21 protein-coding genes are annotated in these 17,881 nt (G+C 63.5%); 13 read left to right on the top strand and 8 right to left on the bottom strand.

Going from position 1 to position 17,881, the window contains the following annotated elements:
- The first annotated feature begins 27 nt into the window (after nt 1-27).
- The 3 genes from VR863_RS02820 (at nt 28) to VR863_RS02830 (ending at nt 4,177) form a co-directional block, all read left to right on the top strand.
- Complete coding sequence (locus VR863_RS02820) at nt 28-966, top strand: D-2-hydroxyacid dehydrogenase (protein WP_324826912.1); 939 nt, start codon at nt 28-30, stop codon at nt 964-966.
- A gap of 96 nt (nt 967-1,062) precedes the next feature.
- Nucleotides 1,063-2,718, top strand: a complete 1,656-nt coding sequence (locus VR863_RS02825) for an acetolactate synthase large subunit (RefSeq protein ID WP_324826913.1) — start codon at nt 1,063-1,065, stop codon at nt 2,716-2,718.
- Nucleotides 2,719-2,743: 25 nt separating this feature from the next.
- Nucleotides 2,744-4,177 carry an aldehyde dehydrogenase family protein gene (locus VR863_RS02830; protein ID WP_324826914.1) on the top strand — a complete coding sequence of 478 codons (1,434 nt, stop codon included), beginning with the start codon at nt 2,744-2,746 and terminating at the stop codon, nt 4,175-4,177.
- Here VR863_RS02830 and VR863_RS02835 read toward each other — a convergent pair.
- A complete protein-coding gene (locus tag VR863_RS02835) occupies nt 4,174-4,527 on the bottom strand; it encodes a hypothetical protein (protein WP_324826915.1) in 354 nt (117 codons plus the stop codon). The genes VR863_RS02830 and VR863_RS02835 overlap by 4 nt on opposite strands.
- Nucleotides 4,517-4,729 carry a hypothetical protein gene (locus VR863_RS02840; RefSeq protein ID WP_324826916.1) on the bottom strand — a complete coding sequence of 71 codons (213 nt, stop codon included), beginning with the start codon at nt 4,727-4,729 and terminating at the stop codon, nt 4,517-4,519. The genes VR863_RS02835 and VR863_RS02840 overlap by 11 nt, the downstream gene beginning before the upstream one ends.
- A gap of 112 nt (nt 4,730-4,841) precedes the next feature.
- On the opposite strand from VR863_RS02840, the gene VR863_RS02845 reads away from it, so the two are divergent.
- The 3 genes from VR863_RS02845 to VR863_RS02855 all read left to right on the top strand — a co-directional run bounded on the left by VR863_RS02845 (nt 4,842) and on the right by VR863_RS02855 (nt 6,897).
- Nucleotides 4,842-5,528 (top strand): LexA family transcriptional regulator, encoded by a 687-nt coding sequence (locus tag VR863_RS02845; protein WP_324826917.1) that lies wholly within the window; start codon nt 4,842-4,844, stop codon nt 5,526-5,528.
- A 219-nt stretch (nt 5,529-5,747) separates the two neighbouring features.
- Nucleotides 5,748-6,182: a hypothetical protein gene (locus VR863_RS02850; RefSeq protein ID WP_324826918.1), complete on the top strand. Its 435-nt coding sequence runs from the start codon at nt 5,748-5,750 to the stop codon at nt 6,180-6,182.
- Between the two features lie 73 nt (nt 6,183-6,255).
- The gene (locus tag VR863_RS02855; RefSeq protein ID WP_434784967.1) at nt 6,256-6,897 is read left to right on the top strand and encodes an MBL fold metallo-hydrolase; all 642 of its coding nucleotides are present in this window, start codon (nt 6,256-6,258) and stop codon (nt 6,895-6,897) included.
- Between the two features lie 49 nt (nt 6,898-6,946).
- On the opposite strand, the gene VR863_RS02860 is transcribed toward VR863_RS02855, so the two are convergent.
- A complete protein-coding gene (locus VR863_RS02860) occupies nt 6,947-7,345 on the bottom strand; it encodes an MAPEG family protein (RefSeq protein ID WP_324826920.1) in 399 nt (132 codons plus the stop codon).
- 245 nt (nt 7,346-7,590) lie between these two features.
- On the opposite strand from VR863_RS02860, the gene rpmF reads away from it, so the two are divergent.
- From rpmF to VR863_RS02890, 6 genes are all read left to right on the top strand, one after another.
- Nucleotides 7,591-7,770: a 50S ribosomal protein L32 gene (gene rpmF / locus VR863_RS02865; RefSeq protein WP_200980932.1), complete on the top strand. Its 180-nt coding sequence runs from the start codon at nt 7,591-7,593 to the stop codon at nt 7,768-7,770.
- Nucleotides 7,771-7,797: 27 nt separating this feature from the next.
- Nucleotides 7,798-8,835: a phosphate acyltransferase PlsX gene (plsX, locus tag VR863_RS02870; RefSeq protein WP_324826921.1), complete on the top strand. Its 1,038-nt coding sequence runs from the start codon at nt 7,798-7,800 to the stop codon at nt 8,833-8,835.
- A complete protein-coding gene (locus VR863_RS02875; RefSeq protein WP_324826922.1) occupies nt 8,832-9,797 on the top strand; it encodes a beta-ketoacyl-ACP synthase III in 966 nt (321 codons plus the stop codon). Before plsX ends, VR863_RS02875 begins: the two co-directional genes overlap by 4 nt.
- A 102-nt stretch (nt 9,798-9,899) precedes the next feature.
- Nucleotides 9,900-10,199 (top strand): integration host factor subunit alpha, encoded by a 300-nt coding sequence (locus VR863_RS02880; protein ID WP_324826923.1) that lies wholly within the window; start codon nt 9,900-9,902, stop codon nt 10,197-10,199.
- A 24-nt stretch (nt 10,200-10,223) separates the two neighbouring features.
- Nucleotides 10,224-10,589: a MerR family transcriptional regulator gene (locus VR863_RS02885; protein WP_324826924.1), complete on the top strand. Its 366-nt coding sequence runs from the start codon at nt 10,224-10,226 to the stop codon at nt 10,587-10,589.
- Nucleotides 10,590-10,695: 106 nt separating this feature from the next.
- Nucleotides 10,696-10,947: a hypothetical protein gene (locus VR863_RS02890; RefSeq protein WP_324826925.1), complete on the top strand. Its 252-nt coding sequence runs from the start codon at nt 10,696-10,698 to the stop codon at nt 10,945-10,947.
- A 20-nt stretch (nt 10,948-10,967) separates the two neighbouring features.
- Here the strand turns inward: VR863_RS02890 and VR863_RS02895 are convergent, their stop codons facing one another.
- The 4 genes from VR863_RS02895 to VR863_RS02910 all read right to left on the bottom strand — a co-directional run bounded on the left by VR863_RS02895 (nt 10,968) and on the right by VR863_RS02910 (nt 16,536).
- Nucleotides 10,968-14,390 carry an AAA family ATPase gene (locus VR863_RS02895; RefSeq protein ID WP_324826926.1) on the bottom strand — a complete coding sequence of 1,141 codons (3,423 nt, stop codon included), beginning with the start codon at nt 14,388-14,390 and terminating at the stop codon, nt 10,968-10,970.
- A gap of 34 nt (nt 14,391-14,424) precedes the next feature.
- Nucleotides 14,425-15,168, bottom strand: a complete 744-nt coding sequence (locus VR863_RS02900) for a thioredoxin domain-containing protein (RefSeq protein ID WP_324826927.1) — start codon at nt 15,166-15,168, stop codon at nt 14,425-14,427.
- Nucleotides 15,169-15,277: 109 nt separating this feature from the next.
- The gene (locus VR863_RS02905; protein ID WP_324826928.1) at nt 15,278-15,982 is read right to left on the bottom strand and encodes a thioredoxin domain-containing protein; all 705 of its coding nucleotides are present in this window, start codon (nt 15,980-15,982) and stop codon (nt 15,278-15,280) included.
- Nucleotides 15,982-16,536, bottom strand: coding sequence for a DUF721 domain-containing protein (locus VR863_RS02910; RefSeq protein WP_324826929.1), 555 nt, complete (start codon nt 16,534-16,536; stop codon nt 15,982-15,984). Before VR863_RS02910 ends, VR863_RS02905 begins: the two co-directional genes overlap by 1 nt.
- 14 nt (nt 16,537-16,550) lie before the next feature.
- On the opposite strand from VR863_RS02910, the gene VR863_RS02915 reads away from it, so the two are divergent.
- Nucleotides 16,551-17,573: an A/G-specific adenine glycosylase gene (locus tag VR863_RS02915; RefSeq protein ID WP_324826930.1), complete on the top strand. Its 1,023-nt coding sequence runs from the start codon at nt 16,551-16,553 to the stop codon at nt 17,571-17,573.
- Here VR863_RS02915 and VR863_RS02920 read toward each other — a convergent pair.
- Nucleotides 17,570-17,791, bottom strand: a complete 222-nt coding sequence (locus VR863_RS02920; RefSeq protein WP_324826931.1) for a hypothetical protein — start codon at nt 17,789-17,791, stop codon at nt 17,570-17,572. The genes VR863_RS02915 and VR863_RS02920 overlap by 4 nt on opposite strands.
- Nucleotides 17,792-17,881: the final 90 nt, after the last annotated feature.

The following is a 17,881-nucleotide window of genomic DNA, read 5'->3' on the forward strand; positions in this document are numbered from 1 at the left end:
GCAAGGAAGGGCGACGAGGAGAAGTCCATGACCAAAGCCCTGCTTTCCGCCCTGATCCGCCCCCTGGTCGAACCGCGCCTGCCCGAATGGGTGGAGCCGTTGTGGTTCGCATCGACAGATCAGGCCCTGGAAATGGCGCCCGAAGCGGAAATCGGGTGGTTCGATCTCAACGAAAAACAGCCGATGATCGAAATCGCGAAGGCGGCGACCAATCTGAAATGGCTGAATTCGATTTACGCGGGCCTCGATTTCATGCCGCTTGATTTGCTGGCCGAACGCGGGGTGGTGGTGACCAACGGGGTCGGCATCAACGCGATAACGATTGCCGAATACACGGTCATGCTGATGCTGACCCATGCCAAGGGCTATCGCAACGTCGTGCGCGCGCAGGAACGCCACGAATGGTTGCTGGAAAGCCCCGGCAAGCGCGAACTTTCGGGCGAACGCGTTCTGCTGCTGGGTCTTGGTGCGATCGGCAAGCTGGTGAAAACGCGGCTGGAAGCCTTCGACATGACTGTTGTGCCGGTGCGCCGTTCAGGCGGCGAGGGCACGCTGCGTCCGGGCGAATGGCGCAGCCAGTTGGGCGAATTCGACTGGGTGGTGCTGGCCGTGCCGTCTACCGCCGAAACCCGCCACATGATCGGCGCAAGCGAGCTTGCATCCATGCGGCCCAACGCCGTGCTGGTGAACATCGCGCGCGGCGACGTGGTGGATCAGGACGCGCTGGTCGACGCGTTGAAACACAACAAGATCGAGGGCGCCCTGCTCGACGTGACCGATCCCGAACCTCTGCCGGAAAACCACCCGCTGTGGGATCTGGAGAACGCGCAGGTCACGATGCACCTTTCAGGTCGGGCGCAAACCAAAATGTTCCAACGATCCGCGGACCGGTTCGTCGAGAACCTCGACCGGTGGAGCCAGGGGCAGCAGGTCGAACCGCGGCTGGACCTCGCGCTCGGCTACTGACTGGACCGGGCGGCTCGGATGGGCCACGGTCAAAACCTGGGGGATCGGGTCGCGAACACGGGACGGGCTGCGCGCGCGTCCCTGGGGGGGATAATCATGACAAAAAGCCGCAAAGCGTCCGATCTGTTCATCGAATGCCTCGAAGCGGAGGGGTGTGAGTACATCTTCGGCGTCCCGGGTGAAGAAAACCTGGATTTTCTCGACAGCCTGAGCCGTTCGAAGACCATTCGCCTGATCCTCACCCGCCACGAACAGGGCGCAGGCTTCATGGCCGCAACCTATGGCCGCCATACCGGCAAGACCGGCGTGTGCATTGCGACATTGGGGCCTGGCGCAACGAATTTCGTCACCGCCGCCGCCTATGCCCAGCTGGGCGGAATGCCGATGATGATGATCACCGGGCAAAAGCCGATCAAGAAATCGAAGCAGGGACAGTTCCAGATTCTCGACGTAGTCGCGATGATGGACCCGATCACGAAATACACCCGCCAACTGCACGCGGGCGACAACATTCCCAGCCGGGTCCGCGAAGCCTATCGTCTGGCCGAGGAGGAAAAGCCCGGCGCGGTGCATCTCGAACTGCCCGAGGATATCGCCGAAGAGCCGACCGATGCCGTGCCGATCCCGCGCAGCGTCGCGCGCCGCCCGAGCGCGGAACCCAAGGCCGTGCGGCAGGCGGTCGATACGCTGGAAAAGGCGAAGAAACCGATCCTGGTCATCGGCGCGGGCGCCAACCGCAAGATGACCGGGCGGATGCTCAACCAGTTCATCGAGAAAACCGGCATCCCCTTTGTCACGACGCAGATGGGCAAGGGCGTGATCGACGAACGCCACCCGCTGTTCCTTGGCTGTGCCGCACTGTCTGCGGGCGATTTTTGCCACCGCGCCATCGAGGAAGCCGACGTCATCGTGAACATCGGCCATGACGTCATCGAAAAGCCGCCCTTCTTCATGAAGCCCGAAGGGGTGACGGTGATCCACGTCAGCACCAAGACCGCGGAAGTGGACCCGGTCTATTTCCCGCAGATCGAGGTGATCGGCGACATTGCCAACGCGATCTGGCAGATCAAGGAAGACATCGTGAAGCAGGGCCACTGGGCCAGCGGACAATTGAAACGCTATCACCAGGCGGAACTCGATCACACGGCCACGCTTGCCGAAGATACCCGTTTCCCGATCTTTCCGCCGCATCTGGTCCAGCAGGTGCGCGATTGCCAGCCGCAGGACGGGATCATCTGCCTCGACAACGGGGTGTACAAGATCTGGTTCGCCCGGGGATACACGGCGTACCTGCCGAACACCGTGCTGCTCGATAACGCGCTGGCGACGATGGGCGCCGGCCTGCCTTCGGCCATGATGAGCGCGATGCTGTATCCCGATCGCAAGGTCATGGCGATCTGCGGCGATGGCGGGTTCATGATGAACGATCAGGAGATGGAAACCGCGGTGCGCCTCGGCCTCGATCTCACGGTCCTTATCCTGCGCGACGATGCCTATGGCATGATCCGCTGGAAACAGGCGAACATGGGCTTCGAGGACTTCGGCCTGACATACGGCAATCCCGATTTCGTCAAGTTCGCCGAGGCGTTCGGCGCGCATGGCCACAGGATCGAATCGAGCGAACACCTGCGCGAAACGCTGGCGCATTGCCGGGATACACCCGGTGTCCACCTGATCGATTGCCCGGTCGATTACACGGAGAACGACCGCATCCTGAACAAGGATATCAAGGAACTGTCCAGGCAGCTCTGAGGTTGGCCAGGTAAAGGAGGACGTCGTGCCCTATCTGAAAGACACATACCCGCTCTATCTCAACAACAAGGCAGAGCAGCCGAACAGCGATCTCGAAGTGACCGACAAGTTCACCGGCGAAGTCGCGTTTCGTGTGGCGCAGGCCGATGCCGCGACCATCGACAAGGCGATTGCCGGTGCGGTGCACGCCGCCGAACCGATGGCGCGCATGGCCAGCTACGAACGCAAGGCCGTCCTCGACCATTGCGTAAGGCGATTTCAGGAACGGTTCGACGAGCTGGCCTATTCGCTGTGTGTCGAAGCGGGCAAGCCGATCAAGGACAGCGAAGGCGAAGTCACCCGCCTGATCGATACCTTCCGTATCGCGGCCGAAGAATCGGTCCGGATGTATGGCGAGGTCATGCCGCTCGACATTTCCGAGCGGGCGAAGGGCTATGAAGCGATCTGGAAACGGTATCCGATCGGGCCGTGCAGTTTCATCAGTCCGTTCAACTTCCCGCTCAACCTTGCCGCGCATAAGATTGCCCCTGCCATCGCAGTCGGCTGCCCCTTCGTGATGAAGCCGGCATCCAAGACGCCGCTCGGCGCGATCATCATGGGGGAAATCCTGGCTGAAACCGATCTGCCGGAAGGCGCGTTCAGCATCCTGCCCGCCAGCCGCGACGGCGCGGACCTGTTTACCGAGGACGAGCGGCTCAAATTGTTGAGCTTCACCGGGTCGCCGGGGGTGGGCTGGGCGCTGAAGGCCAAGAGCGGGAAAAAGAAGATCGTGCTCGAACTGGGGGGCAATGCGGCGGTGATCGTCGACAGCGATGCCGATCTCGACGATGCGCTCGAACGGATCATCTTCGGCGCCTTCTACCAGTCCGGGCAAAGCTGCATCGGCGTGCAGCGGATCATCATTCACGAAGACGTCTACGATCGGTTCAAGGCCATGCTGGTCGCCAGGACGAAAGGGCTTGTCGCAGGCGATCCCAAGAAACGCGAAACCTTCATCGGTCCGATGATTTCCGAAGGCGAGGCCAAGCGTCTGAAAGACTGGATCGACGAGGCGGTCGAAGGCGGCGCAACGCTGCTGTGCGGCGGCACGCGCGATGGCAACATGCTGGAAGCCACCCTGCTCGAAAACGTCCACCGCGATGCGAAGGCGATCAACGAAGAGGCTTTCGGCCCGCTCGCCATCCTGCAGAAATTCTCGACCTTCGACGAGGCGTTGGCCGAAGTGAACCGGTCGACATTCGGGCTGCAGGCGGGCATTTTCACGCGCGACCTGTTCAAGATGTTCGACGCGTGGGACCGGCTTGAGGTCGGCGGGGTCGTCATCAACGACGTGCCGAGTTATCGGGTCGACAACATGCCCTATGGCGGTGTGAAGGATTCCGGCCTCGGCCGCGAAGGGATCCGGTTTGCCATGGAAGACATGACCGAGATCCGGAACCTTGTCATCCGCCGGACCTAGGCGTCCTCGAGCAAGAGAAGTTCGCAACGCACGACCAGCCGGGGGCAGGGCAACATGCGCTGGTCCACTTCGATGATGTTGGCATCGGCGACGATCTGGCCGGGCAGGGTAAACTCGTGATCGGGCAGGGTGGCCACGAACCGTTCGCCCGCTTCAACCGCACTGTCGCCTGCAAACAGGATGGCAAGACTGTGCCTGGTGCCCGCAAAAGTGATGCTGGCCCATGCCTTTTCGCTGTGGGTGATCACCTGCCCGCGATGCTGACCCAGCACGACCAGCGCTTCCCTCAACCGGTCCCCGGTGGTGCGGCGACGGCGCGTCTGGCGCGGGGGCTTTACCTCAACCGACATGGGCGGCCTCCGGGCTGACGGTATCACGCGCGGCTTCGAAACCGGCCATGAACCCCAGGATGCGTTGCTCCGTGCGGTCGCGCGGCTCGCGGCCCATGCGAAGGTCCAGAACGAATCGTGGATCGTGGGCGGCCAGACGCCCGAATTTCGTAGGCGGCATGTCGTGGCGACGCAGGAATGTCTCGACGGACCGGATTAGCATGCGGTGCTCCCCAAAGCGTTGTGATGGAAGGGCGAATCGCCCCTTATGTTCCTTATTCGTTCCAGTCCAAATCCTACTTGTCTAGGAAAAATCCTATGGTATAGGAATTTTCATGGATAACGTTTCTAAAGACGAGCGTCACGCAAGGGGCCGGTTGCAGGGCCTTGTCCGCGACAGTGGCTCCAGCCTGGCCGCGCTTTCGCGTCTGCTTGGGCGCAATCCGGCCTATTTGCAGCAGTATGTCACGCGGGGCAGCCCGCGCCATCTCGATGAACCCGATTTGCGCAAGATCGCTGAATTTCTTGGTGTTTCACCGCGCGTAATCGAAACCCGCCAATTCGACGACGCCGGATACGAGGCACCGTCACGGAGCCGGCCCGGCGCCAACGGCGATGCGGGCGACTGGGTCGAAGTGCCGCGTCTTCCGCTGGATGCTTCGGCAGGACCGGGGGCGATATCGGCAGAGGAAATTTCCTTCGATGCATTCCGTTTCAGCCGCCGCTGGCTGCGCGAAATGGGCTTGGAAGGCGCCGATCTAACGGCGATTCGGGTGGAAGGTGACAGCATGGAGCCGCTGCTGCGAAGCGGTGACGAAATCTTCGTGGATCGCCACAAACGCGCGGGGGAGGGCATTCACGTGGTCCGCATTGGCGACGCGCTGCACGTCAAGCAGGTCCAGGCCAGCGCGCCCGGGCGCATTGCCCTGATCAGCGCGAACGATGGCTATGCCCCGATCGAACTTGCGCGCAACGAGGTCGAGATTATCGGCCGGGTCGTGTGGAAGGGCGGGCGGATATAGCTCTGCCTTGACAGGACCCGGCCTCGGGAACAGCCTTCGCCCATGGACCGGACGCACGCCAGCGCCAGACGACAAGGATACCACCCGATTGGGCGGTGGCCCGTGGCGCGCCCGTGTGCTGATCGTTTCCCGCGTCAGCCATAGCATGCTTCCAGACCCCGCCCGGCCGGCGGGGTTTTTCGTGCCGCTCGGGCGCATTCCACCCAAAGGATTGCATCGATGACCGAATTCACGACTGAACCCGACTTCGAAGCCCTTGCCATGCGGGTGATCGACACCACCCTGCCGCGCGATGCATGGACCCATACGGCCCATTTTGCGCTGGCTTTATGGATCCTGCGCCACCGACCCGATCTGGGCGATCCAGGGCGTTTTCGGGAATTGATCGTGCGCCTGAACGATGCCCACGGCACGCCGAATACCGAGGATTCGGGCTATCATCACACCATCACCGTTGCATCGCTTCGGGCGACAAGGGCTTTGCTGGCGCAGCATCCTCCAACGACGCCATTGGTGCCTATTCTGGCGGAATTGCTGGCCGGGCCTTATGCCCGCCCGGACTGGATATTCGCCTATTGGTCGCCAGCCCGGCTATTCAGTGCACACGCGCGGCGTGAATGGGTCGAACCCGACGTGAGCGAGCTGCCCTTTTGATGCCGTGCATCTTGCATAGCGGTGCCGGGCGGGCCATTCCTAGGCCATGAACAGCACGCCCACCCAGCCTCCGATGAAAGCCGGCATCGTTCCGGTAACCCCCCTCCAGCAGAACTGCTCGTTGATCTGGTGCACCAAGACCAACAAGGGCGCGCTGATCGATCCGGGCGGCGATCTCGACAAGCTCAAGGCGGCGGTAATGCAGACGGGTGTGGAACTGGAGAAGATTCTCATTACGCACGGCCACATCGACCACTGCGGCGAAGCGGGCGTGCTGGCAAAGGAATTGGGGCTTCCCATCGAGGGCCCGCACGAAGCCGATCGCTTCTGGATCAGCCGCCTTGGCGAAGACGGTGCCAAATACGGCGTCAACGGCCAGGTGTTCGAACCGGACCGCTGGCTGGACGATGGCGATACGGTAACCGTGGGTGAGCTTGAGCTGGAGGTTATCCATTGCCCCGGCCACACACCCGGCCACGTCGTGTTCTTCCATCGGCCGAGCAGGTTTGCGGTGGTCGGCGACGTGCTGTTCCAGGGCAGCATCGGGCGCACCGATTTCCCGATGGGCAATCATCAGGACCTGATCGACGCGATCACCCAAAAGCTCTGGCCGCTGGGCAACGACGTTACCTTCATTCCGGGGCACGGGCCGACCAGCACGTTCGGGCAGGAACGCAAGACCAACGCCTTTGTAAGCGATTACGCGTTGTCCTGAACCTGAAGGGCAGGGCCGGAACTCTGCGTCCCGGCCCACTTGTTTTTCCCTACATCACGCCCATTGCGATCAGCGTGGCGACAACCGCCAGGCCAAGCAGTGTGAGCATCGTGATTACCGTGCCGATCATGCGCGGCTTCGTTCCGGTTTCCGCGTCCATACCCATGCCATGCGCCAATCGGCCGAGCATGTAGAGGCCGGCCACGAAGGGCAGCCAGGGATCGCCGCGTCCGGCCAGTTCGATGCCGGCTATCAACACCAGGACGAACGGCGTGTTTTCCACGAAATTCAGCTGGGCGCGCATGCGGCGCGTTAGCGGGCCGCCTCCGTCGTCACCGTGGATTGTCTTGGTCGCTTCGCGCATCTGACCGACGCGCGTGGCAAGCCACAGGTTGATGATGGCCGCCGCCGCAGCAGCGGTAAGCGTAACCGGCAGAATAATGTCCATGCGATCCCTCCCCTTGTTCCTCTTCGGATGCGACCCCACTTCTGGCTATATCGGAGCGGAGCCATGGGCAATGGGCCGCCAGGCGATTGTTCGCAGCGCTTGCAAGCATGCGAAAAATCGGTATAGCGCGCGCCTTCACCGCAACCGTGGGGAATAATCGGGTTCGCGCACTCTTGTGCGATGCCTGACTGTCCCCTAGGGCGGCCAACCGAAACGACAGATTTATTTGAGGAACAGGTGCCGCCATGGCCGTCCCCAAGAGGAAAGTATCGCCCCACCGTCGCGGCAACCGCCGTGCACACGATTCGCTGAAGGTCGAAGCTCATCACGAGTGCTCGAACTGCGGCGAACTCAAGCGTCCGCATAACCTGTGCCCGCATTGCGGCCACTATAACGGTCGCGAAATCATCGCCGTCGGTCTCTAAGACCGTAAGCTGAATTCGGAGACGCACATGAGCCTGCCGCGTATCGCTGTCGATGCGATGGGCGGTGATGAAGGCGTGCGCGTAATGGTCGACGGTGCCGCCCTTGCGCGCCGTCGCCATGACCGTTTTAAGTTCCTGCTGGTTGGTGACGAGACGCGGATCAAGGCCGCGCTCGAAACGCATCCCGGCATGGCCGGTGCGTCCGAAATCCTGCACTGTGACGATGTAATCGGAGGCGACGAAAAGCCTTCGAAAGCGCTGCGCCGCGCCAAGACCACCAGCATGGGCCTTGCGGTCGACGCGGTGAAGCGCGGCGAGGCCGGCGCTGCCGTATCCGCCGGAAACACCGGCGCGCTCATGGCGATGAGCAAACTTGCCCTGCGCACCATGCCCGGCCTCGACAGGCCCGCGCTTGCGGCCTTGCTGCCGACGCTGGGCGAAAACGATGTCATCATGCTGGACCTTGGTGCCAATCGTGAATGCGATGCGCGCAACCTCGTGCAGTTCGCCATCATGGGTGCGGCCTATTCGCGCATCGTGACGGGCCGCGAACGCCCGCGCACGCGCCTTCTCAACATCGGCACCGAAGAAACCAAGGGCACCGAAGATATCCAGGAAGCGGCCGACCGGCTGCGCGCGGCCACCGGCCTTGCGATGGAATTCGAAGGGTACGTCGAGGCCGACAAGATCAACCGCGGCGATTGCGATGTCGTCGTGTGCGATGGTTTTTCGGGAAATATTGCGCTCAAGGCGATCGAGGGAACGGCCCGGTTCGTTACCGATCTGCTGCGCACCGCGTTCAGCTCGTCGATCCGTTCCAAGGTCGGTTTCCTCGTTTCGCGGCCCGCGACCGAGCTGCTCAAGCACCACCTCGATCCCAACAATCATAACGGCGCCGTCTTCCTTGGCCTCAACGGTGTGGTGGTCAAAAGCCACGGCAGCGCCAACGCCAAGGGCGTGGCCAACGCGGTGGAAGTCGCCGCGCGCCTGCTGGAGGACGATATCCTGAACCGCATCCGCCACGATCTGGGCGAAGTCGGCACCGACGGGCTGGCCTCGAGATGATTCGTTCGGTCATCCGCGGGACGGGTTCCGCACTTCCCGCGCATTGCGTGTCCAACGCCGAACTGGCCGAGCGCGTCGACACGTCCGATGACTGGATTGTCGAACGCACGGGCATCCGCCAACGCTATATCGCCGACGAAAGCGAAACCACGTCCACCCTGGCAACCGCGGCGGCCCGCGCGGCCCTGGCAGCGGCGGGCGTCGATCCTTCCGAAATCGGTCTCATCATCCTTGCCACGGCAACGCCGGACCATACGTTTCCGGCCTCCGCCACGCAGGTGCAGGCCGCGCTGGGGTGCGGCGGCGGCGTGGCCTTTGATGTCCAGGCCGTGTGTTCGGGTTTTCTCTATGCCCTTGCTACTGCCGATTCGCTGCTGCGGACCGGCATGGCGAAAAAAGCGCTGGTTATCGGCGCGGAAACCTTCAGCCGCATCCTCGACTGGGAAGACCGGACAACGTGCGTGCTGTTCGGCGATGGCGCCGGCGCGGTGGTCCTCGAAGCGCAGGATGTGGACGAAGACGGGCCGGGCATCCTGGCCAGCCGTCTTCATGCCGAGGGCGCCCACAAGGACATGCTTTTCGTCGACGGCGGCCCCTCGACCACCGGAACGGTGGGCAAGCTGCGCATGAAGGGCCGCGAGGTGTTCCGTCACGCGGTCGTCAATCTGGCCGATGTGCTGGGTGAAGTGCTGGTGGAAACCGGTATGACCGCGGACGATATCGATTGGGTCGTGCCGCATCAGGCCAACGCCCGCATCCTCGACGCCACCGCCCGCAAACTCGGCCTCCCGCCGGAAAAGGTCGTGGTGACGGTGGATCAGCACGCGAATACGTCGGCCGCATCGGTGCCATTGGCGCTCGATACCGCCGTTCGCGACGGTCGGATTAAGGCCGGCGATCTCGTCATGTTCGAGGCAATGGGCGGCGGATTTACATGGGGTGCATCGCTGGCGCGCATGTGAACGGGAATGATTTTCCGCCGACATTGCGATAATGGCCAAAATACAGTAGCTTGATAGAGTCGCTTCGCTCAGGGTCGCGTCTGGGGAAGGGAATACATGGACATGATGCGCTCAGTGGGAACGCTCACACGCGCCGATCTGGCAGAAACGATCAATCGCAAGATGGGGCTTTCGCGTGCCGAATCCCTCGACATGGTCGAGGCTATCCTCGGCAAAATGTCGGATGCGTTGGCGGCTGGTGAAAACGTGAAGATCTCCGGATTCGGCAGTTTCGTGCTGCGGGACAAGAAGGAACGCGTAGGACGCAATCCGAAAACCGGCATCGAAGTGCCGATCACCCCGCGCCGGGTGATGACATTCCGTGCAAGCCAGTTGCTCAAGGAACGGATTGCCGACGGCTAATCGCCGGAGGACAGGGAACAGGTCATGGCGGTATTCGACGACGGCAAGGAAGAAGGCGCGCTGCGCACCATCGGCGAAACCGCCAAGGCAACCGGCGTGAAGCCGCATGTCCTGCGGTATTGGGAACAGCAGTTCCCGATGCTCAAACCTGTAAAGCGAAGCGGCGGTCGGCGGTATTACCGTGCAGAGGACGTGTCTCTGGTGGAAACCATTGACCGCCTCGTGAACCACGAAGGATATACGCTGAAGGGCGCCAAGGCGGCGTTGAAGGGCGCGTCCGTTGCGCCGCCGACCGTGATGGATGGGGCCACCGCAGCAGACGCGGGCGGGGATATCCTGCCGCGCCTCAAGGCAATCCGCGCCGATCTGCAGGCTGCGCTCGACGCCTGAGGCCTGCCATCTGGGGGCGTCCGCTCCCGGTTTCCAATACGTCACGCGCATGACACGAAGGTGAAGCGATTCGCTTGGTGCGCTGCTCGATGCGATTGAGCCTGGCATGCAAAAGATCACGGATTCGCGCAGCGTCCTGGCCGACGCTATTCGCCGGGCGCTCTCCGGCCAGGAAATCGTCGCGGCGCCGTTGGCGCAAATGATGTCGGGCTGGCACCATTTGAACCGGGCGGAACGGGGTGCGCTGCTGCAACTTCAGAACTGGTCGGACGATGGGCCTTTGCGACAGCAGTTCGCGCGCCATGCCGAATACAGCGAAAACCGGCTGGCCCGGCTCCTCAATATTCTGGAAGGCTAGACCGGCGGGCTTTGCAGCCCCTATTCGGCTGCGAGCAGTTCCTCCGCCGCGCCCAAGTCCACACTGACGAGGCGGCTCACGCCCTTCTCGATCATAGTCACGCCGAACAGGCGGTGCATCCGGCTCATGGTCACGGCGTTATGGGTGACGATGAGGTAACGGGTGTTCGTTTCCTTCACCATTGCATCGAGCAGATCGCAGAACCGGTCGATATTGGCATCGTCCAGCGGCGCGTCGACTTCGTCAAGCACGCAGATCGGGGCGGGATTCGTCAAGAACAGCGCAAAGATAAGCGCGGTCGCGGTGAGCGCCTGTTCGCCGCCCGACAGGAGGGTGAGCGACTGAAGTCGCTTGCCCGGCGGCTGGGCAAAAATCTCGAGGCCAGCTTCGAGGGGATCGTCGCTGTCGATCAACGCGAGGTAGGCTTCGCCGCCCTCGAAAAGCCGGGTGAACAGGCGTTTGAAATGCGTGTTCACCTGCTCGAAGGCGGCGCGCAATCGCTCGCGACCTTCGCGGTTCAGGTTGCCGATCGAACCGCGCAGCCGGTTGACCGCTTCCCGCAGTTCTTCCTGCTCGGCAGAATTGGAACCGTGCTCGCTCTCGATCCGGTCGAGTTCTTCGGCAGCGACCAGATTGACGGGGCCGATTCGCTCGCGGCTGGCGGTCAGCCGGTCCATTTCCTCGCTCTCGGCCTCGGCATTGGCGATAACCGCTTCATCGAAGGCGAATTTTTCGGGCAACAGCGGGGGAGGCGATTGGAACCGTTCGCCTGAAATACGGGCCATTTCGATCCGCCGTGCGTCCTGATTCTCGGCCCGCGCAGCAAGACCGGCGCGATCCTCGCGCGTTCCGGCCAACGCTTCGTTGGCTGCGGCGAAGGCCCGTTCCGCTTCCTGTGCGGCTGCCGATGCCGCCGATACGGCCGCTTCGGCGGCGGCCAGTTCCTTGCCCAGACGCGCGCGCACCTGATCGCCCTGTTCGATCTCGCGGATCAGGCCTGCGGGCTTGGCGGCAACGACCGCGCGTTCCTGTTCGATCTCTTCGCCGCGAATTTCCATGTCCGACAGGCGCCGCGCGGCATCGCCCGAACGGGCCTGCCAATTGGCCATGTCGCCGCGCTGCGCCGATGCCCGCTCGCGCGCGACGGCAAGTCCCTGATCGTGTGCGGCAAGCTCGGCAGCGCGTGCCTGAAGCATCGTGCGCGACGCTTCGTTGTTGGCTCTTGCGGTTTCCAGCGTGGCGCGGCCCGCAGCCGGATCGGGCAGGGCATCGCGTTTCGCTTGCGCCTGAGCCAGGTCGGTCTTGGCGGTGTCGATAAGGTCGCCGTGTTCGCGCTGAGCGCGAGCCAGTTCCTCGAGTCGCGCCGCCAGCCGCTCGCGCGCCGCTTCGGCCTGGTCGAGGGCGCGCAGGGCCTGCCTTTCCGCATCCGCGGCCTGGGCAAGTTCGCGTTCTGCGCCCACCAGATCGCGCTGCAACCCGGACAGTTCGGTTGTCGCATTGTCGAGGGCGGATTGCGCCGCATCGGCAGCCTTGCGCAGGGCAGGCAGGCGTTCCTCCAGGTCGGCAAAGCGGTTCTCAGCTTCCAGACGTGCGGCTTCGGCGGACCCTTCGCCGCGCACCACCAGTCCATCCCAGCGGCGCAGTTGGCCCGCCATGGTGACCAGCGAGTGACCCGGTGCCAGCGTGCGCCCGTCATCGTCGCTGGCCACATGCACCAGCGCGAGCAGCGCGCGCAGTTCGGACGGGCAGGTTTCGACATGGTCCGAAAGACTGTCGTCCACCGGTGCGGGGGGGCTGGCCCCGATCCAGTACCGGCCTTCGGCATCGCCGTCGGGCGTGCCAAGCAAGGCCTTGCCGTCACGCCCCAACGCCGCTGCTACGGCGCGTTCGTATCCCTTGGCTGCCCTGACACCGTCGATCGCCTGCTGGCGGCCGCTGCGTTTTTCCGCCGCGCGAACGCGGGCATCGCGGTCACGCTTCAGGGCATCGTGTTCGCGTTGCACTCCCGACAGCTCGGCCTTCGCCTCGGCCAGCGCGGTCGATGCTTCATCGCGCGCGGTTTGCAGGTGGCTCTTGCGCGCCTGCATGGCCTCGATGGCGGAATGCTGTGCGGCAAGCGACTTTTCCGCCTGCGCCAGGGCGATCTTCGCCGCGTCAAACGCCGCTTCGGGGTTTTCGGCGGCAAGCACGCTGCGCTGGTCGGCCATACGCCGCGCCTCGGCCTCGATCCGGTCCAGGCGGTTGCGGGCTTGCGCGATTTCGGCTTCGGCCACGCGCCATTCCGCTTCGACCCCGGCGTTGTCGGCCGTTGCCTTGGCGAGCGTGAGTTCTGCGGTCCGGCTGGCGCGTTCGGCATCGTGCGATGCGCGTTCGAGTGCGGGGCGCTTTTCCTCGTCTGCGGTCAGTGCCCGCTCGCTCGCAGCAAGATCGCGTTCCAGACGCGACAGGGCTTCGGCTGCGTCCTTGGTCAGTCGGTCCGCTTCACCGCGGTCTGCCTCCAGCCGTGCCTTCTGGCGGTCAAGATCGGCGAGACGCTCCTCCGCGGCTTCCAGCTGGCTGGTGAGCGATGCCATGCGGTGCCCGTGCGCGGTGGCATCGTCGCGCCGGTCGGCCTGTTCGTCGCGCGCCTCCGCCAGCGCCTCTGCGGCCTGCCGCTGGGCCTTTTGCGCTGCTTCAGCGGCTTTCTGGGCTTCTGCAACACGGTGTTCGGCGGATTGGGCAGCCTTCTTTGCTTCGTCCGCAGCGGCGGCCGCATCGCGCCAACGTGCAAATACCAGGCGGGCTTCGGCCGTGCGGATTTCGTCAGACAGCTTCTTGTACCGTTCGGCCTGCTTGGCCTGGCGGCGCAGCGAGGCAATCTGGCTGTCGAGCCCGGCCATTATATCCTCGAGCCGTTCGAGGTTCGCCTCGGTCTGCCGCAGTTTGCTTTCCGCATCGCGGCGCCGGACGTGCAGGCCGGCGATCCCGGCCGCTTCTTCCAGCATCATGCGCCGTTCCTGGGGCTTGGCGGCGATGACCTGGGCAATCTTTCCCTGGCTGACCAGCGCCGGGCTGTGGGCGCCGGTGGCCGCATCGGCGAAGATCAGCGCGACATCCTTGGCGCGCACGTCCCGCCCGTTCAGGCGATAGGCGGAACCGGCCCCGCGTTCGATCCGGCGGACGACTTCCAGGTCATTGTCATCGTCGGTTTCGCCCTGCAGCACGACTTCGGCAAAATCGCGCGCGGGCCGGGTCTGCGTACCGGCGAAAATAACGTCTTCCATCCCGCCCGAACGCATGGATTTGGGCGAATTTTCGCCCATAACCCAGCGGATGGCTTCGAGCAGGTTGGATTTGCCGCAGCCGTTCGGGCCGACAACGCCGGTCAGGCCCGGTTCGATATGCAGGGTGGCGGGTTCGACGAAGCTCTTGAATCCACTCAGTCTGAGCTTCGAAATGAGCATTGCCGGTGTCTATCCCCCCGTCCGGCCCGGCGCCTTACCGGGCGCCGGCGCGTTGCAGGATGGGTTCGAGCGCGGCCCAGGTATTGGCGTCGACATTCTGGCCGTTGAGCACGAAGGTCGGCGTGCCCGCGATGTTGAATTCCTGCGAATAGCGCTGGGTGTGGGCGGCGGCCTGTTCGATCGCGGCAACATCGGCAAGACACTGGCGGCCCTGGTCGACGCTGATCCCACGCTCGGCGAAGAAATCGAGATATCCCATCTGCTCGGCAGCCACGATGAAGCGTTGTTCAAGCGGGAGTTGCATGGCCGCTTCGAGGGCCTGGCCGTTGGTCTGCACCGGCTGCATGATGGCCTCGAGGTTCAGCCATACCTGGTCGGACAAGGGAAGCGTGGCTTCCTTGGGACCGCACTTGGTCAAACGGCCCAGCATGAGGTCGACCGGACCGTGGATTGCGAACTGGCGCAGTTCGAAGCTGACCGTGCCCTTGTTCACATAGTCCTGGATCAAGGGTTCGGATCCTTCCTGCGCGAAGCGGGCGCAGGTCGGGCACGTGAGCGATCCGTATTCGATCAGCTTGAGCGGCGCATTGGGATTGCCGACGAGCGTTCCGCCATCGGCGGTTTCGGTCACCTGATCGGACCACTGTGTGCCCTCCGGTGCAGGCACGGCGGCAACCGCTTCGCCTTCCAGGCTGCCAGCTTCCTCGGTCCCGGAACCACACGCGGCGAGCGCGAGGGCGAGCGGGGCGGCAAGTGCGAAACGGAGCGTCTTGATCATGGGATTCCTCGTCTTTGAACTGGCAAGGCTAGGGCAGGGCGCGCGGGCATGGGAAGGCGCAGCGCAGGGTATCCACAGGGCTTTCCCCCGAAAAGCGGACATTCAGGTGTCAGAGCGCCCCATCGAGCAACGGTTGAAGCGCGTTCCAGGCGTGTGTGCCTTCGAGCAAGGTACCGTCGAGCACGAAGCTGGGCGTGCCCTGAAGCTTGTAGGTTTCGATATTGCTGCGCGACGAATTGGCCAATTCGTTCGCTTTCGCTTCGTCCGAGAGGCACAGGTCCGTCTGGACGCGCGAATATCCGCGGCTTTCCATGATATCGTAGAAATCGAGGTCGCTGGCGATGGCCTGGAAGCGGGCGCGGATCGAACCGAACTGCCAGCGTGAACGCTGGGCCTGCGTGGCGTGGTGCGCCTTTTCCATCCATTCGCCATGGCTGACCATGAAGGCTTCATGGTTTCCGGGGAATTTCTTGGCATCGCCGCAATGGGTGAGCAGCACGGCGGTCAGGTCGACCGGATCGCGAACCAGGTGGCGGATTTCGTAGCTGACCTTGCCGGTCGGCACATACAGCAGCTTGATCGCCCCATCGCCTTCGCGCGCGAAAGTCGCGCAGTGCGAACAGGTGTAGCTCATGAATTCGACCAGCTTGGTCTTTGCTTCGGGATTGCCGAGCAGGTGTCCGCCGGGCGTGGCGGTAACCATCGCGGCCCAGTTTCCGCCCTTCAGCACAGAACGTTCCTGTGCGCTGGCGCCAAGGGCCAATGTACCGGCGGTGGCAATGAGCAACGTTTTGAGCAAACCAGACTTTTTCATCACGATTGGTCGTCACCTTTTTCCTGCGAACCCATGCTGCGAGCCAGCGATTCGAGCACTGCGCGCAATTCAGGGTCGCCGATATCGCGCAGACTGTCGCCCAATTCCATAGGAATCGGCTTGAGCGACGGCGGCGCCTTGGGACGATCCCTGCCCGGGGGCGGCTTAACCTCGCCTTGCCGCAATTTGATCCGTGCCACGGCACGGTAGCCAAAGAAACGGTTCACCCGCTCCATGATGTCGGGGATGACCTGCTGGATCAGCGGTGCATGAGCGGGCTTGACCACCAGGTGCATGATCCCGTCCGACTTTTCGCCCGGGGGGAAACGGATCATTTCGGGCGCGCACACCTTGGCGTGGGTGTCGCCCACGATTTCGGGCCAGCGTGACACGATCGAACTCTGCACGAAACCGAACCGGCGGAAGGCGCTGCGCCCGATCTGGGGCATAAGGTCCGATATCGGTTTGGCCGCGCCGCCGCGCGCGCGCTCCCACTTGCGTGCGGCTTTCGGCTTGCCGTCGGTCTTGTCGCTTCCCATGATGCGGCAGGCCATGCCATAGGCTGGGCGTGGCCGCCACCGTCTCCGACATATTACTCGACTGGTACGATGATCACGCGCGCGAATTGCCATGGCGCGCGCGGCCCGGTGCATCACCGCCCGATCCTTATCGCGTGTGGCTGTCCGAAGTGATGCTGCAACAGACCACGGTTACCGCGGTAAAACCGTATTTCACGGCCTTTACGCAGCGCTGGCCAACGGTCGATGCGCTGGCCGCCGCCGATGAAGCGGACATCATGGCGGCATGGGCGGGGCTGGGGTATTATTCCCGCGCCCGAAATTTGGTGAAATGCGCGCGCGCCGTCGCCGATAGGGGCGGGTTTCCCGATACGGAGGAGGCTTTGCGCGAACTGCCGGGACTGGGCGCCTATACGTCTGCCGCTGTTGCCGCGATCGCTTTTGGGCGCAAAGCCGTGGTGGTCGACGCCAATGTGGAGCGGGTGGTTGCGCGGCTGTTCGCGATCGAGGAACCGCTGCCCGCTGTCCGCAAGGCCATTCGTGAAGCAACCGCCTCGATCACGCCTGCCCAGCGGGCAGGCGATTTCGCCCAGGCGATGATGGATCTGGGCGCCACGATCTGCACCGGCCGCGAACCAAAATGCCTGCTCTGTCCGCTGTCGGGCGCGTGCGCGGCCCGCCGTTCGGGCGACCCTGCACGCCTGCCGAAAAAAGTACCGAAAAAGGCGAAGCCTGTGCGGCAAGGACAGGCTTTCTGGATCCAGCGGGACACGGACGTCTGGCTGGTGCGGCGCGAAGGAACGGGAATGCTGGGCGGCATGCGCGCGCTTCCCGATGACGGCTGGAATGCGGCCGGCGATGGCCACGGCATCCCGCCTGCCGACGGGAATATCCAGTCGCTGGGACTGGTGCGCCATACCTTCAGCCACTTTTCGCTCGAACTGGCGGTCGTGCGGCTTGAATCCGCCGGTTTCGAACCGGACGGCGGCGAATGGTGGCCGCTCGAAACGCTGGACGAGGCCGGTTTGCCGACCTTGTTCGCGAAGGCCGCGCGATTGGCCCTGGCGGGTTAGATAATCCCGCCGCCAAGGCTCAGCCGCACGACTGCGATCGCTGCGACCACAAGGCAGAAATTTCGACCCGACCGGCTTGACGAAAGCTGGCCCAGCACGACGCCGATCGCGATCAGCGGCAGGGCGAGCCAGTTGGCCCAGCCAAGCAAGGGGATGGTCGCCGGGATGACGATGACGAGGGACACGAGTCCGAACAGGATGGAGAGTATATTCAGCATGTGTCTTATATGGATAGGACAGCGCGGTTTGGCAAGAGTTTCACTTCGCAATTGACCGTTCATTTCTGCTCCCGCACAGATGCGCGCACA

The sequence above is a fragment of the Qipengyuania zhejiangensis genome, from assembly GCF_035607565.1.
GTDB classification, from domain to species: Bacteria; Pseudomonadota; Alphaproteobacteria; order Sphingomonadales; family Sphingomonadaceae; genus Qipengyuania; species Qipengyuania zhejiangensis.